Origin of the sequence: Streptomyces sp. 2114.4, from assembly GCF_900187385.1 — a bacterium.
Taxonomy (GTDB): Bacteria; Actinomycetota; Actinomycetes; order Streptomycetales; family Streptomycetaceae; genus Streptomyces; species Streptomyces mooreae.
Genome location: NZ_FYEY01000001.1, coordinates 671,797 through 685,334, shown reverse-complemented (window position 1 = coordinate 685,334; position 13,538 = coordinate 671,797). Strand labels below are relative to the sequence as shown.

At 73.6% G+C, this 13,538-nt stretch carries 10 protein-coding genes; 5 read left to right on the top strand and 5 right to left on the bottom strand.

The annotated features are described in order from the left end of the window. Positions 1 to 77: 77 nt before the first annotated feature. Positions 78 to 1,085: a hypothetical protein gene (locus tag CFW40_RS02840; RefSeq protein ID WP_256331619.1), complete on the top strand. Its 1,008-nt coding sequence runs from the start codon at positions 78 to 80 to the stop codon at positions 1,083 to 1,085. A 183-nt stretch (positions 1,086 to 1,268) separates the two neighbouring features. On the opposite strand, the gene CFW40_RS02835 is transcribed toward CFW40_RS02840, so the two are convergent. Continuing rightward, positions 1,269 to 1,766, bottom strand: coding sequence for a DUF6328 family protein (locus tag CFW40_RS02835; RefSeq protein WP_088796235.1), 498 nt, complete (start codon positions 1,764 to 1,766; stop codon positions 1,269 to 1,271). Further along, on the bottom strand, positions 1,744 to 4,323 hold the full coding sequence (locus CFW40_RS02830) for an ATP-dependent Clp protease ATP-binding subunit (protein WP_088796234.1): 2,580 nt from the start codon (positions 4,321 to 4,323) through the stop codon (positions 1,744 to 1,746). Before CFW40_RS02830 ends, CFW40_RS02835 begins: the two co-directional genes overlap by 23 nt. Before the next feature lie 317 nt (positions 4,324 to 4,640). On the opposite strand from CFW40_RS02830, the gene CFW40_RS02825 reads away from it, so the two are divergent. Beyond that, positions 4,641 to 5,834 carry a PP2C family protein-serine/threonine phosphatase gene (locus CFW40_RS02825; RefSeq protein WP_088796233.1) on the top strand — a complete coding sequence of 398 codons (1,194 nt, stop codon included), beginning with the start codon at positions 4,641 to 4,643 and terminating at the stop codon, positions 5,832 to 5,834. A 30-nt stretch (positions 5,835 to 5,864) separates the two neighbouring features. Here the strand turns inward: CFW40_RS02825 and CFW40_RS02820 are convergent, their stop codons facing one another. Further along, positions 5,865 to 8,030 carry an FUSC family protein gene (locus CFW40_RS02820; RefSeq protein WP_088796232.1) on the bottom strand — a complete coding sequence of 722 codons (2,166 nt, stop codon included), beginning with the start codon at positions 8,028 to 8,030 and terminating at the stop codon, positions 5,865 to 5,867. A 336-nt stretch (positions 8,031 to 8,366) separates the two neighbouring features. Between CFW40_RS02820 and CFW40_RS02815 the strand changes: the two genes are divergently transcribed. After that, positions 8,367 to 8,972 carry a PadR family transcriptional regulator gene (locus tag CFW40_RS02815; protein WP_256331620.1) on the top strand — a complete coding sequence of 202 codons (606 nt, stop codon included), beginning with the start codon at positions 8,367 to 8,369 and terminating at the stop codon, positions 8,970 to 8,972. An 88-nt stretch (positions 8,973 to 9,060) separates the two neighbouring features. Here the strand turns inward: CFW40_RS02815 and CFW40_RS02810 are convergent, their stop codons facing one another. Both CFW40_RS02810 and CFW40_RS02805 read right to left on the bottom strand, forming a co-directional pair. After that, entirely contained in the window at positions 9,061 to 10,044 is a 984-nt protein-coding gene (locus tag CFW40_RS02810; protein WP_088796230.1) for an acyl-CoA dehydrogenase family protein, read from the bottom strand. Beyond that, the gene (locus CFW40_RS02805; RefSeq protein WP_088796229.1) at positions 10,044 to 11,213 is read right to left on the bottom strand and encodes an acyl-CoA dehydrogenase family protein; all 1,170 of its coding nucleotides are present in this window, start codon (positions 11,211 to 11,213) and stop codon (positions 10,044 to 10,046) included. Before CFW40_RS02805 ends, CFW40_RS02810 begins: the two co-directional genes overlap by 1 nt. A gap of 234 nt (positions 11,214 to 11,447) precedes the next feature. Here CFW40_RS02805 and CFW40_RS02800 point away from each other — a divergent pair, with 234 nt between their 5' ends. Both CFW40_RS02800 and CFW40_RS02795 read left to right on the top strand, forming a co-directional pair. Beyond that, positions 11,448 to 12,230 (top strand): SDR family oxidoreductase, encoded by a 783-nt coding sequence (locus CFW40_RS02800; protein ID WP_088796228.1) that lies wholly within the window; start codon positions 11,448 to 11,450, stop codon positions 12,228 to 12,230. Positions 12,231 to 12,353: 123 nt separating this feature from the next. Next, entirely contained in the window at positions 12,354 to 13,511 is a 1,158-nt protein-coding gene (locus tag CFW40_RS02795) for an acetyl-CoA C-acetyltransferase (RefSeq protein ID WP_088796227.1), read from the top strand. Positions 13,512 to 13,538 lie beyond the last annotated feature (27 nt).

Here is a 13,538-nt window from a genome sequence, read left to right as displayed (position 1 = left end):
CCATGACATCCGAACCAGCACTCTGTGGGGGCGACGCCGAACTGTCATCGACAGGACCCGGCGAGCACTTTCCGCCCATGCCCCCTGAGCACAACTCGTCCCACACCCTTCTGTGGGAGGCAGTCACCCATCGGCCCTTGGAGGAAGTCGCCGCCCTGGTGGAACTGCTCAAGCGCAGCGGCGACGTTCCCAACCCCGGCGATGAAGCCCTGCGGATGGCGGTGGTTTCCCGGCCGGTGAGCGAGGTCGCCGCGCTCTTCGACATGCTGCGGGCCACCCCCCACACCGCGGAATCGAGCCAGGAAGCGCTGCGCGCGGTGGCCGTCGACCGGTCCGTCGAGGAGGTGGCGCAGCTGATCGAGCTGTTCGACCGTACGAAGGGCGGCAGCGACGGTCGCCACGGGGTGTCCGACCCTTTCCCGCCGGACCCCTTCCCGCCCGGCCCCGGTAGTCACGGCGGCCACGGCGAACCCGAGCCGACCGCGTCCCTGCACGTGCTCGACCCCGATGTCCGCCCCCTGGACCACAACGGTCAGCCGCTGTCCAGCGCGCAGCGTGAATCCGCGATGGGCCGGCCGCCCCAGCACCCCCCATGGTCCCGGCAGCCCGCCGACACCATGCGGCACGGCGCCCCGCCGTGGGCCTCGCCGGCCGAGGCGGCTCCGCAGCCGGGTTACGCGGTCCCCGGCGTGCTGCGGTCCGTACTGCGCTGGCCCGCGGCCGCGGCCCTGGCGCTGTGCGGTCTGAGCCATCTGCCGGTGCACTCGTCGCACCTGCACGGCGCCCAGGCGGCCGCCGGGCTCTCGATGGCCATCGCCGTCGTGTACCTGCTGCTGGCCGGCTGGCTGGCGATGCGTGACACCGCCCTGGTCTGGACGGTGAGCGCCGCCGCGGCCATGGTCATCATCGCCCTGCATGCGCTGTCCCGGGCCGGCGTGCTCTCTCCCCTGGGCAGCGGCCTGGGCGAGGCGGGCATGTGGCCCGAGCTGCTGGCCGTGGGGCTGGCGGTCGTCAGCGCCGCACTCGCGGGCGCGGCGCTGCTCTACCGCCCGCGCCGGGTGGGTCCGGCCTCCGCGCGCGCCTGACGGGCGACGGCGCAACGGCCGTCAACGGCCGCCAAGGGCGCGGGCCGAGACCCTGACCTGGGTCTCGGCCCGCGCCCTTGGCGGCCGTTGACGTGCGGGGCCGTCGGTGTGCGGGCCCGCCCTCCTCCGGCGCAGGCCGGCCGGCGGGCGTGAGCCCTGTTCGGCCCTCGGACCGATACCGGTTCAGTCCTGGGACGAATAGTGGCGCAGGACCCCCGCGGGCAGCACGAACCAGCAGATCACGAACCAGGCGACCAGCCCGGTGACGATCCAGGGGACGGCGGAGTTGTGCAGCGCGATGCGCAGGATCAGCAGCAGCGCGGAGGCGACCGTCGCCAGCAGGAGAACGATGCCCAGCAAGGCCAGGCGGGAGGCCCACAGGACCGTTTCCGGCTTCAGCCGGTGCCCGGTGACCAGCCGGTGAAAGGTCACCGTACCGATCAGTGCGCCGGTCGTGGCCGCCCCCAGCAGGACCGTCACCACGTAGATGATTTTGTCCGTCGGCTCCAGCGTGGCGAAGCGCGGGGTGAAGGCGACGGTGAGCAGGAACGCGAAGAGGATCTGCACACCGGTCTGGATGACCCGGACCTCCTGCAGAAGTTCGTTCCACCGCCGGTCGGCCCGCTCTTCCGGCGACTCATGGCGGCCCTGGGAGGTGTCACGCGGGCCCAGCGGTGCCATCCGGGCCCCCCTCCTGCTTCTCCTCGGTGCGGAACACCAGCTCGCTGTCCTTCACCTCCACACGCACCGCGCCGCCCTCCGACAGCGCGCCGTCCAGCAGCAGCCGCGAGAGCGTGTTGTCGACCTCGCGCTGGATGGTGCGCCGCAGCGGCCGCGCCCCGTATTCGGGCTGGTGGCCGCGGTGCGTGAGCCAGTCCACGGCACCGGGGGTGAACTCGATGGAGATGTCCTGGGCGCGCAGCCTGCGGGTGGTCCCGTCGAGCAACAGGCCGGTGATCTGCCGCAGCTGGTCGTCGGTGAGCCGCCGGAAGACGATGATCTCGTCGAGCCGGTTGAGGAATTCCGGGCGGAAGTGTTCGCGCAGGGAACCCAGCGCCCGCTCCCGCGCGCCGTCGCCCGCCTCCGCCCCCGTGACGTCCGGGCCGAAACCGAGCACCCCGCGGCCGCCGCTCAGCGCCTCGGAGCCGAGGTTGCTCGTCATCACGATGACGGTGTTCTTGAAGTCGACCCGGCGGCCCTGGGAGTCGGTCAGATGCCCGTCGTCGAGGACCTGGAGCAGGATGTTGAAGACATCGGGGTGCGCCTTTTCGACCTCGTCGAGCAGCAGCAGCGCATACGGGTGGTGGCGCACCGCCTCGGTCAGCTGGCCCGCGTCCTCGTGGCCGACGTATCCCGGGGGAGCACCGACCAGCCGGCTGACCGTGTGCCGCTCCTGATACTCGCTCATGTCCAGGCGCACCATCCGCTCCTCGCTGCCGAACAGCGCCTCGGCGAGCGCACGGGCCAGCTCGGTCTTGCCCACACCCGTCGGGCCGAGGAAGAGGAAGCTGCCGATCGGGCGGTCGGGGTCGGCGAGGCCGGCCCGGGACCGCAGGATCGCCTCGGAGACGGCCGTGACCGCGTCGTCCTGACCGATCACCCGGGTGTGCAGCCGTTCCTCCAGGCCGAGCAGCAGCTCCTTCTCCTCCTGGGTCAGACTGCTCACCGGCACACCGGTCTGCCGCGACACGATCTCGGCGATGTCCTCGGCGGTGACCTGCACGATCCGGCGGTCGGTCGGCGGCTCGCCCCGGCCGGCCTCGATCCGCGCGGTGAGGGCGGCGACCCGGTCACGCAGCTCGGTGGCCCGCTCGTACTGCTCGGCGGCGACCGCCTGGTCCTTGTCCCGCACCGCCTGCTCCCGCTCGCGTTCCAGATCGCGGACGTCGGTGGCCTTGGCTCCCGAGCGGAGCCGGACCCGTGCGCCCGCCTGGTCGAGCAGGTCGATCGCCTTGTCGGGCAGGAAGCGGTGGGCGATGTAGCGGTCCGAGAGTTCGACCGCGGCGAGCAGCGCCTCGTTCGTGTAGCGGACCTGGTGATGCGCTTCGTAGCGGTCCTGCAGCCCGCGCAGGATCTCCACCGTGTCGGCGACATCCGGCTCGGGCACGAGGATGGGCTGGAAGCGGCGGGCGAGCGCGGCGTCCTTCTCGATGTTGCGCCGGTACTCCTCCAGCGTGGTGGCGCCGATGACATGCATTTCGCCGCGGGCCAGGGCCGGCTTGAGCATATTGCTCGCTTCCAGGGAGCCGCCGTCCCCGCTGCCGCCGCCGGCGCCGACGACCGTGTGCAGTTCGTCGATGAAGACGATCAGCGAGTCCGGGTGCGCGCGGACCTCCTCGATGATGGCGTTCATCCGCTCCTCGAAGTCACCGCGGTAGCGGGTGCCGGCGAGCACGGACGTCAGGTCCAGGGCGACGACGCGCCGGCCCGACAGGTTCTCGGGGACGTCGCCGTCGGCGAGGCGCTGGGCCAGGCCCTCGACGATTGCCGTCTTGCCCACTCCCGCGTCACCGACCAGCACCGGGTTGTTCTTCCCCCGTCGCGACAGCACCTCGATGGTCTGCTCGATCTGGTCCTCGCGGCCGATGACCGGGTCGATCCGGCCCGCCCGGGCCAGGTCGGTGAGATCGCGGCTGAACTTGTCCAGGGTCGGGGTGTCGTGCTTCGGCGGGGTGCCGTGCTCGGGGGCCACGTGCGGGACCCCGTGGCCGCTCTGCGGCGCGGCCTGCGGATCGAAGTGGGCGAGGTTCAGAATGCGCCCCGCCGCCGAGTCCATGTTGGCCGCCAGCGCGTCCAGGACGTGCTCCGGGCCGATGTACGAGGCGCCGTTGTCCCGCGCCAGGTCGTGCGCGCCCAGCAGGGCCCGCTTGACCGCGGGGGTCACGGCGACGCTGGACTGCTTCGGCCCCGAACCGGCGCTGCTGTCGATCTCGGCTGCCAGCGCGTCGGGGTCCGTCCCCGCCTGTCGCAGCAGGGTGCGGGTCGGTTCGGCGGCGAGGGCGGCCCGCAGCAGGTGCTCGGTGCCGAGTTCCGGACTGCCGTGCTCGGCGGCGTAAGCGGCTGCGGAGGTCACCAGGTCCCGGGCGGGCCCGCTCATCATGCGCGCGATGTCCGCCTGCCGGGGCGCGGGCTGCCCCGGCTCACCGCTCGCGGACTGCGCGGCACCGAAGAAGCGGGCGAGGAAGTCACCGAACGAGTCCGGGCCGTAGCCCTCCGGACCCATGAATCCATTGCTCATGCGTGTCCGTTCCGCTGCCACGGCGGTACCGCGACATGCTGCCTTGTCGGGTTCCTTGTGCTGTTGCTGCGTGCTCCTGCCCGGCGGGTGCCCGCGAGCGGCGACGCCACACCACGCACATGGCTCCACTGCTTCAGGATCAGGTCCCGCCACCCCATCCGCACCCGGGCGGAACGGAGCCGGCTCCCGCGTCCGGCGGCGCTTGCCGCGCGGGCGCGGCCGTTGGGCCGTATGGCGCTTCCGGATGGCGCAGGGGCCCGGAACACACTTGGCTCGCAGTGTTCAGGGCGATGCACGGTGCTCGGAGGGACGCGCGGATGGCCGTGGAGAGTGTTCCGGCCGGTGACGGCGAGCAGCTGCTGCAGGAGTTCCTGACCGCCGTCCACACCGCGCCGCCCTCACGCTTCCTCGCCCTGGTCGACCGCTACGCCGCCCGGATCGGTCTGCGCCGGGTGGCCGTCTACCTCGTGGACCTCCAGCAGCGGCAGCTGACGCCCCTCTCCGGCGGGGAACCGCTCCTGGTGGACGAGTCGCTGGCCGGCTGGGCCTACCGCACGCTGGCGCTGCGCGTCGAGGAGAGCCCCGCCGGCTCCCTCATCGCCTGGCTGCCGCTGGTCAACGGTGCGGACCGGCTGGGCGTGGTGGGCATGCACGTCGACGCGCTGGACAGCGCCGTGCTGCGCCGCTGCCGCACCCTGGTGGCGGTCCTGTCCATGGCGATCACCTCCCAGCGCGGCATCAGCGACCACGTGGTGCGCAAGACCCGCACGGACACCATGACGCTGCCCGCCGAGCTGGTGCGCTCCCTGCTGCCCCCGCGGACCGTCGGCAGCGCACGGGCCGTGTCCACCGGCGTCCTGGAACCGGCCTACGGGCTGGGCGGAGACGCCTTCGACCATGCGCTGACCGAATCGACGCTGCATGCGGTGATCCTCGACGCGATGGGCCACAACCTCGCCTCGGGGCTGACCACGTCGATCGCGATGGCCGGCTGCCGCAGCGCGCGCCGGATGGGCGCCGCGCTGCCGGAACTCGTCAAGACCGTGGACGCGGTGCTCGCCGAGTGGCTGCCCGAGCAGTACTGCACCGGCATCGCCGCCCGGCTGGACCTGGCCAGCGGGGTGCTGACCTGGTGCAACTGCGGCCATCCGCCGCCCCTGCTGATCCGCGACCACCAGGTCCACAAGGCGCTGGAGCGCCCGAGCGAACCTCCGATGGGCATGCCTGCCGCGCTCGCCGACGCCCCGCGCACGGTCCACCGGGAGGCCCTGGAGCCCGGGGACCGGGTGCTGCTGTACACCGACGGTGTGACCGAGGCCCGCACGGCCGGTGGCGGCCGCTTCGGCCTGTCGGGGTTCACCGACTCCATCATCCGGGCCACCGCGGTCGGCGAGCTCGCCTCGGAAGCGCTCCGTCAGCTGATCCACGTCATTCTGGAGGGCCGGCACGGCGGGCTGCACGACGACGCCACGATCCTGCTCCTGGAGTGGCAGCCGCCCGGGACGCGGTGAGCCGGGCGGCCGGCGGCCGACGGCGCGGCGTCACATCTCCTGGCGGATCCGGTCCAGATCGGCGGTGAGCGCATCGAGCCAGATCACCGAATCGAGGAGCAGCGCGGCCGAGAGCGCGCGGGCCTCCCGGTCCGGGGAGTGGCGCGGGACGGCCGGGGCCACCGCCAGCAGCGCGCGGATGTCGAGCGGCCGGACGGCCACCGGGGGCACCTCGCCGTCCGCGTGCAGCTGCCGGGCGAGGGACCGGTAGTCGGCTGCCGTCCGGTCGGCCGCGCGGCGCAGCCAGGCGCGGACCTCCCGCGAGGCGATCCGCCCCGGCCTGCCGGGCAGCAGGCGTTCGCCGCGCCGCGCCTCCGCCCCGGCGACCAGCACCGACGGCCAGTCCGGCGGTCCGACGCTCTCGTCCCGCAGTTCGCAGTGGTACTGGGCCAGGCTCTCCTGCGCGAGAACGAGGGCACGGTTGATCTCGAGGCAGTCCGCGCTGCCGGAGTGGTCGACGACCCGTGCGGTGGTGTACCCGATGGCGTCGGCGATGGCCGAGCACAGTCCCGCCATGCTGCGGCGCACCTCGCGGCCCGCGCCCCGCGGCCAGGCCACCAGCCCGCAGCCCAGCCCGATGAGGCTGCCGACCACCACGTCCACCAGCCGGACCGGGGCCAGCTGCCAGGTGACGGGGGAGACCTGTGCGAACAGCGTGGCCACGACCAGCGTGAATCCGCCCTGCGCCCAGGCCAGCCCGCGCAGCGGCCCCGCGATGAACGCCACCAGCATCACCACCGGCAGCACGACCGCGTACACCATGTCCCGGTCGTGGACCAGCGCCAGCAGCCCCCCGGCCAGCACCGCGCCGACCAGCGTGCCGGCCAGCGCCTGGCGGACCGCGGACCAGGTCTCCAGGCTGGTGGTACGGGTGAGGGTGAGCGTGGCCAGCAGCACCCAGAAGCCGTGCTGCAGGTCGAGGAGCCCGGCGACGGCCCGCGCGGCGGCCAGGCCGAGCGCGAACCGGCAGGCGTTCTGGAAGATCACCGAGCGGGGGGTGAGGTGGGTGGTCAGCCGTTGCCACCACAGCTCGTGCAAGCGCGCCCGCGCATAGGAGAAGCCGTGCGCCGCGGGGCTTAGTCCGACGGACCGGTCGCCCAGCAGCAGCCGGGTGGCCAGCGCGAGGACGACGGTGCTGTCGGCGGCCTGCACCACCTGGGACCGGCGGCGCAGGTAGACCAGCCGGTCGTCGCCGCTCAGCCGCTCCAGGGTGTCCACGGCCCGGTGGGCCCGTGCGGGCGCCAGCTCGCTCTGCAGGACGGCGGCGGACGGCCCCTCGCCGGGCCGCAGTCGCTTGCCCCGCCGCAGTGCCTGCGCCGCCTCGCGCGCCGCGTCGCCGATGCTCTCCAGCAGCACCACGGTCTCCGTGTGGTAGACGTACCGCGGCCCGACCGAGGCGTGCAGGGCTTCCAGCCGGGCCAGCAGGGTGCGCACCGCCTCGGTGGCGTGTGCCATGGCCTTGTGGGCGAGGGTGGGGGAGGCGGGCAGATCGGCCGGCGGCACCCGGGACGGACGCAGCGCGTCCCCGGTCTCGTGCGCCCGGGTGAGCGCCTGTACGGGGAGCGTGCCGCCGTGATGGTCGGCCAGGCGCGCGGCGGCGTCCGCGGCGTCGGCCAGCAGCCGGCGGAACGGCGGGGTGTCCGGTTCGGGCACCAGAAAGCGCTGGGCCAGCGCGAGCAGGACCGCGCCCAGCAGGAAGCCGGACAGCCGCTGGCCGAGCGCGTCCGGGGCGTAGGGCGGGAAACACGGCAGGATGTAGAGCAGTTGCATCCCGGGGGCGGCCCCGGCGATCCGTGGTCCGGTGGTGCCCGCGTACGCCACCAGGAATCCGATGACGAGCATGCCGAGGACGGCGGACCAGGTCTGTACGGCGAGCAGCGTGCCCAGGGTGACGAGCGCCAGCCCGGCGGGGATCGCCGTGAGCACGGTCGTGGCGCGCTGGCGTCCGGACCCCGGGATCCGGGCGAGCACGCCCAGCGACACCACGGTGAACATGGCGTAGACGGACATCACGGTCAGCCCGAGGGCGTAGCGGCAGACGTAGAAGGCCACACATGAAGCCACCGTCACCCGGAGCGCGTTGCCGACCACGGAGCGGTGTGCGCGCAGGGCGTGTCGTCCGTGCTCCAGCAGGTAGCGCAGTCTGCGCCGCACCATCCCGGCGGGCCCGCCGTCCGACGGCCGCGGCCCGGACCGCGGGGAAGCTCCCGGTAGCCGGCTCACCTTTCCACTATTGGCCGGCGGCACGCGGTCCGCACCGCGCGGCCGGCCGCCGCGGGCGTACGGTCCGCGGCGGCCGCGCGCCGGGGCAGCCGGGGGGAGCCCTCGCGGTACCCGTCGGACCGGATGGGGAGAAGACGCCGGGCATGCCAGGTGGCCTGGGGGAAGCCCCCTTGCGGGGAGCACACGGGTGCCAAGAACGCGGGTGCGGGGGAGGGGAGTTGACGCAGTCCCGGGCGGGCAGGCGTGGACGCGGACCGTAGACTGCGGGACGTGACGGAGAAGAGGGCGGGCGCCGTGAGCGCCGGCGATGCGGAGCGACCTGCACTGCCGGCCACCGGTTGGGCGGTGCTGGGCCTGCTCTCCTTCGGTGAGGAACTGTCCGGCTACGACCTGAAGAAGCGGTCGGACCGGTCGCTGCACTTCTTCTACTGGAGCCCGTCCTTCAGCCAGATCTACGGCGAGCTGAAGCGCCTGGAGAAGGCCGGTTACGCCAGTTCCCGGCTGGTCGCCCAGGAGACCGGCAACCGCGACAAGCGGGTCTATGTGATCACCGACGAGGGGATGGCGGCGGTCCGCCACTGGGTGCGTGAGGCGCCGGTGGAACCTCCCGTCCTCAAGCACGGGGTGATGCTGCGGCTGTGGCTCGGCCACCTGCTGGAGGGCGACCGGATGCGTGAAGTGCTGGGCCGTCACCGGGAGTACGCGGAGACGATGCGCCGGCGCGCCGAGGCGGACGGGGCGGATACCCGCGCCGAAGAGGCCTGGTCCTCCCCCTCACTGGTGCTGAAGTGGTCGGAGCGGTACTACACCGCCGAGCGGGATCTGGCCGACGCCATGCTGGCCGACCTGGACGAGCGGGACCGCAGGCTCCCGTAGGGACGAACCCGCGGGACATGCGGCAGACCGGCGAGTGCAGGAGGGCGAAGCCCTTCGCGGCGTCGGTCAGCGGCCTCGCTCCGCCGCGTCAGCAGGCGGCCAGGACGCGCGCACGGCACTCGGCCGGGGTTCCCCACGCGTCCCGCAGCGGGCGGGCCTTGCGGATCCACAGCGAGAGGTCCAGTTCCGCGGTGTAACCGACGGCGCCGTGCAGTTGGAGTGCCGTACGCGCCGCGGCGTAGGCGGCCTCCCCCGCCGCGACCTTCGCCGCCGCCACCTCCCGGCCGGCCGACGGGGCACCCGCCGCCACCGCCAGGGCCGCCGCGTACACCAGCGGCTGCGCGAACTCCAGCCCGATCAGGGTGTCGGCCAGCCGGTGTTTGACCGCCTGGAACGAGCCGATGGGCCGGTGGAACTGGGTGCGCTGCTTGGCGTAGGACACCGTTTCCGCCAGCAGGGCCCGGCCGACGCCGAGGGACTGCGCGGCGGTGACGAGCCGTGCGACATCGACGGCGTGTGCGGCGGCCGCGGCCACCGCGGGGCCCGTCGCCAGCACGCCGCCGCCGAGCGGGCGGGCCGGCCGCCGGGCGGGATCGAGGGAGGCCTGCACGGGTCCGTGGGTGTCCGTACGGCGCACCGTGTCGCCCTCGATGACGAGGACGGCGTCGGCGGCATCCGCGTCCACGGCGTACGGGCCCCGGGCGCACAGGCTCACGACGGCATCGCCCGCGGCGATCCGCGGCAGCAGGTCCTTTGCCGCGCCGCCCTCGCCGAGACGTTCCAGGAACGCGGCCGCCGCCACCGTCTCCGCCAGCGGCCCCGGCACGGCGTGCCGCCCCAACTCCACGAAGGAAAGTGCCAGTTCGACCGGAAGCGGTCCCAGCCCGCCGTGCCGCTCCGTCACGGCCAGCGCGAACACGCCCGCGGCCGCGATCCGCGCCCACAGCTCACGGCCCTGTTTGTGCTCGCCGGCCGCCCAGGCCCGCGCCACGGCCGGGGTGCCACACGTCCCCAGCAGGGCGTCCAGCGTACGGGCGAACTCCCGCTGCTCGGCGGTCGCAAGGAAGCGCATCAGCGGCGTCCCTTCGGCAGACCGAGCAGCCGCTCGGCGATGATGTCGCGCTGGATCTCGTTGGTGCCGGCATAGATCGGCCCGGCCAGGGAGAAGGTGTACCCCTCGGCCCAACTCCCGTGCGCGGGCGCCTCGTCGGCGTCATCGGCGAGCATGCCGGACGGTCCGAGCAGATCCAGGGCGGTCTCGTGCAGGGCGATGTCGAGCTCGGACCAGAAGACCTTGTTCAGGCTCGACTCGGCGCCGATCGACTCGCCGGCGGCGAGCCGGGAGGCGTGGGCGTAGGTGAACAGCTGATACGCCCTGGCGCCGATCAGCGCGTCGGCGACCCGCTCGCCGAGCGCCGGGCCTGCCGTCTCCGGGGCCTCGCGCCACAGCGCGGCCAGCCGTCCGGCGGCCGCGGTGAAGCGGCCCGGACTGCGGAGCGTCAGGCCGCGTTCGTTGCCGGCGGTGCTCATGGCGACCTGCCATCCCCGGCCCTGCTCGCCGATGACGTCCGCGTCCGGCACGAAGACCTCATCGAGGAAGAGTTCGGCGAAGGCCGGCTTGCCGTCCAGCCGGCCGAGGGGGCGCACCGTCACGCCCGGCGCGTCCAGCGGGAACATCAGGTAGCTGAGCCCCTGGTGCGGGCGGGCGGCGTCCGGGTCGCTGCGGAACAGCCCGAAGGCGCGGTCGGCGAAGGCGGCCCGGGACGACCAGGTCTTCTGCCCGTTCAGCAGCCAGCCGCCGTCGGTCCGTACGGCGGTCGAGCGCAGCGACGCCAGGTCCGAGCCCGACTCCGGCTCCGACCAGGCCTGTGCCCAGATGACCTCGCCGCGTGCCATGGGGCGAAGGAGGCGGGCGCGTTGCTCGTCGGTGCCGTGCTCGAAGAGGGTGGGCGCGAGAAGGCTGATGCCGTTCTGGCCGACCCGCCCGGGGGCGCCCGCGGCGTAGTACTCCTCCTCGAAGAGCAGCCACTGCAGGAGCGAAGCGCCCCGGCCGCCGTACTCCTCGGGCCAGGAGACCACCGACCAGCGGTCCGCGGCGAGCCGGCGCTCCCACTCCCGGTGGGCGGCGAACCCCTCCGCGGTCTCCAGGGACGGCAGGGGAACGGCGGGCACCTGCGCGGTGAGCCAGGCGCGGGCCTCGGTCCGGAACGCCTCGTCAGCGGCGGTGAGGTCGAGGTCCATCAGGCCCCCGCCTCCCGGGCGACGGCCCCATGAGGCCCCCGCGGAACACCACTCGGGAGTGCGTCGTGGCGGGCAGCGGGCATCCGCCCTCCTTCCCTGGCAAGCCCTGACAAGCGCTTCCCTAACAAGTGTTTGGTAGATTAACGTACCGGCAGAGCGGCGTCGAGGCCCCGTCAGCGTCGGGAGCCCCGGCCCCGGAGTCCGCAGCAGGCTGCGGGAAGAGGAGGCTCACGGATGACACCGCCGCCCTATGTGCCCGGCCACCACCTGCTCGACGGCCGGACCGCCGTCATCACCGCGGCCGCCGGAGCCGGCATCGGCGGGGCCACCGCCCGCAGATTCCTGGAGGAAGGCGCCCGGGTGGTGCTCGGTGACGCCCATGCGCGCCGGCTGCGGGCCACCGCCGAGGCGCTGGCCGAGGAGTTCGGCTCCGGCCAGGTGGCGTCACTGCCCTGCGACGTCACCGACGAGGACCAGGTGGGCGCCCTGCTGGACACGGCCGAGGAGCGCCATGGCCGCCTCGACATCGTGGTCAACAACGCGGGGCTCGGCGGCACCGCCGACCTCGTCGAGATGACCGACACCCAGTGGGGCGCGGTCCTCGACGTGACGCTGAACGGCACCTTCCGCTGCACCCGGGCCGCCCTGCGCCGGATGAAGGCCGCCGGCCGCGGCGGCGTGATCGTCAACAATGCCTCGGTCGTCGGCTGGCGCGCCCAGCGCGGCCAGGCCCACTACGCCGCGGCCAAGGCCGGGGTGATGGCGCTGACCCGGTGCGCCGCCATGGAGGCCGCCGAGTACGGCGTACGGGTCAACGCGGTCTCGCCCAGCCTCGCGATGCACCCGCACCTGGCGAAGGTGACCACGCCCGAGCTGCTGGCGGAGCTCACCGAGCGGGAGGCGTTCGGCCGCTGGGCCGAACCCTGGGAGGTCGCCAATGTCATCGTCTTCCTGGCCGGCGACTACGCCTCGTACATGACCGGGGAAACGGTGTCGGTCAGCTCCCAGCATGCGTGAGGCGCGGTGGGCCGGGCGCCGTGCCATCCCGGGCGGACCGCCCGCCGGTACCCGTCGGCGACGGCCGGCACCACCTTGCGGATCCGGCCGCCACCGCCGCAGAATCCGAAGCGAGGAGACCCCATGCCCGAGGCCTATATCGTCGACGCGGTCCGTACCCCGGTGGGCAAGAAGGGCGGCGGTCTGTCGGCCGTCCACCCCGCCGACCTGGGCGCCCACGTCCTGACGGCGCTGATGGCGCGCAGCGGCGCGGACCCGGCCGCCGTCGAGGACGTCGTCTTCGGCTGCCTGGACACGGTGGGCCCCCAGGCCGGGGACATCGCCCGGACGTGCTGGCTGGCCGCCGGACTGCCCCAGGAGGTGCCCGGGGTCACCGTGGACCGCCAGTGCGGCTCCTCGCAGCAGGCCGTGCACTTCGCGGCGCAGGGCGTGCTCTCCGGCACCCAGGACCTGGTGGTCGCGGGCGGTGTGCAGAACATGTCGCAGATCCCGATCGCCTTCGCCAGCCGGCAGGCCGCCGCCCCGCTGGGGCTGACCGACGGCCCGTTCGCCGGCTCGGAGGGCTGGCGGACCCGCTACGGCGAGGCACCCGTCAACCAGTTCCACGGCGCCGAACTCATCGCCGACGAGTGGGGAATCTCCCGTGCGGACATGGAGGAGTTCGCGCTCCGCTCCCATCGCCGGGCCGTCCGCGCCATCGACGAGGGCCGCTTCGACCGGGAGATCGTCCCCTACGGGGGCCTCACCGCCGACGAAGGACCGCGCCGCCACACCTCGCCGGAGAAGATGGCCGCACTGGCGCCGGTCGTCGAGGGCGGCCGGCTGACCGCGGCGGTCTCCTCGCAGGTCTCCGACGGCGCGGCCGCCCTGCTGCTCGCCTCCGAACGGGCGGTGGCCGAGCACGGCCTCACCCCGCGCGCCCGCATCCACCACCTGTCGGTACGCGGTGAGGACCCGATACGGATGCTGTCCGCGCCGATCCCGGCGACGGCGTATGCGCTGCGGAAGACCGGGATGTCCCTCGGCGACATCGACCTGATCGAGATCAACGAGGCGTTCGCGCCCGTGGTACTGGCCTGGATCGAGGAGACCGGCGCCGACCCGGAGCGGGTCAATGTCAACGGCGGCGCCATCGCGCTGGGCCATCCGCTCGGCGCGACCGGCGTCCGGCTGATGACGACCCTGCTGCACGAACTGGAGCGCACCAAAGGCCGGTTCGGCCTGCAGACCATGTGCGAGGGCGGCGGCCAGGCCAACGTCACGATCATCGAACGTCTCTGACGCCCGGTCCGCCGGCTCCTGTACCGC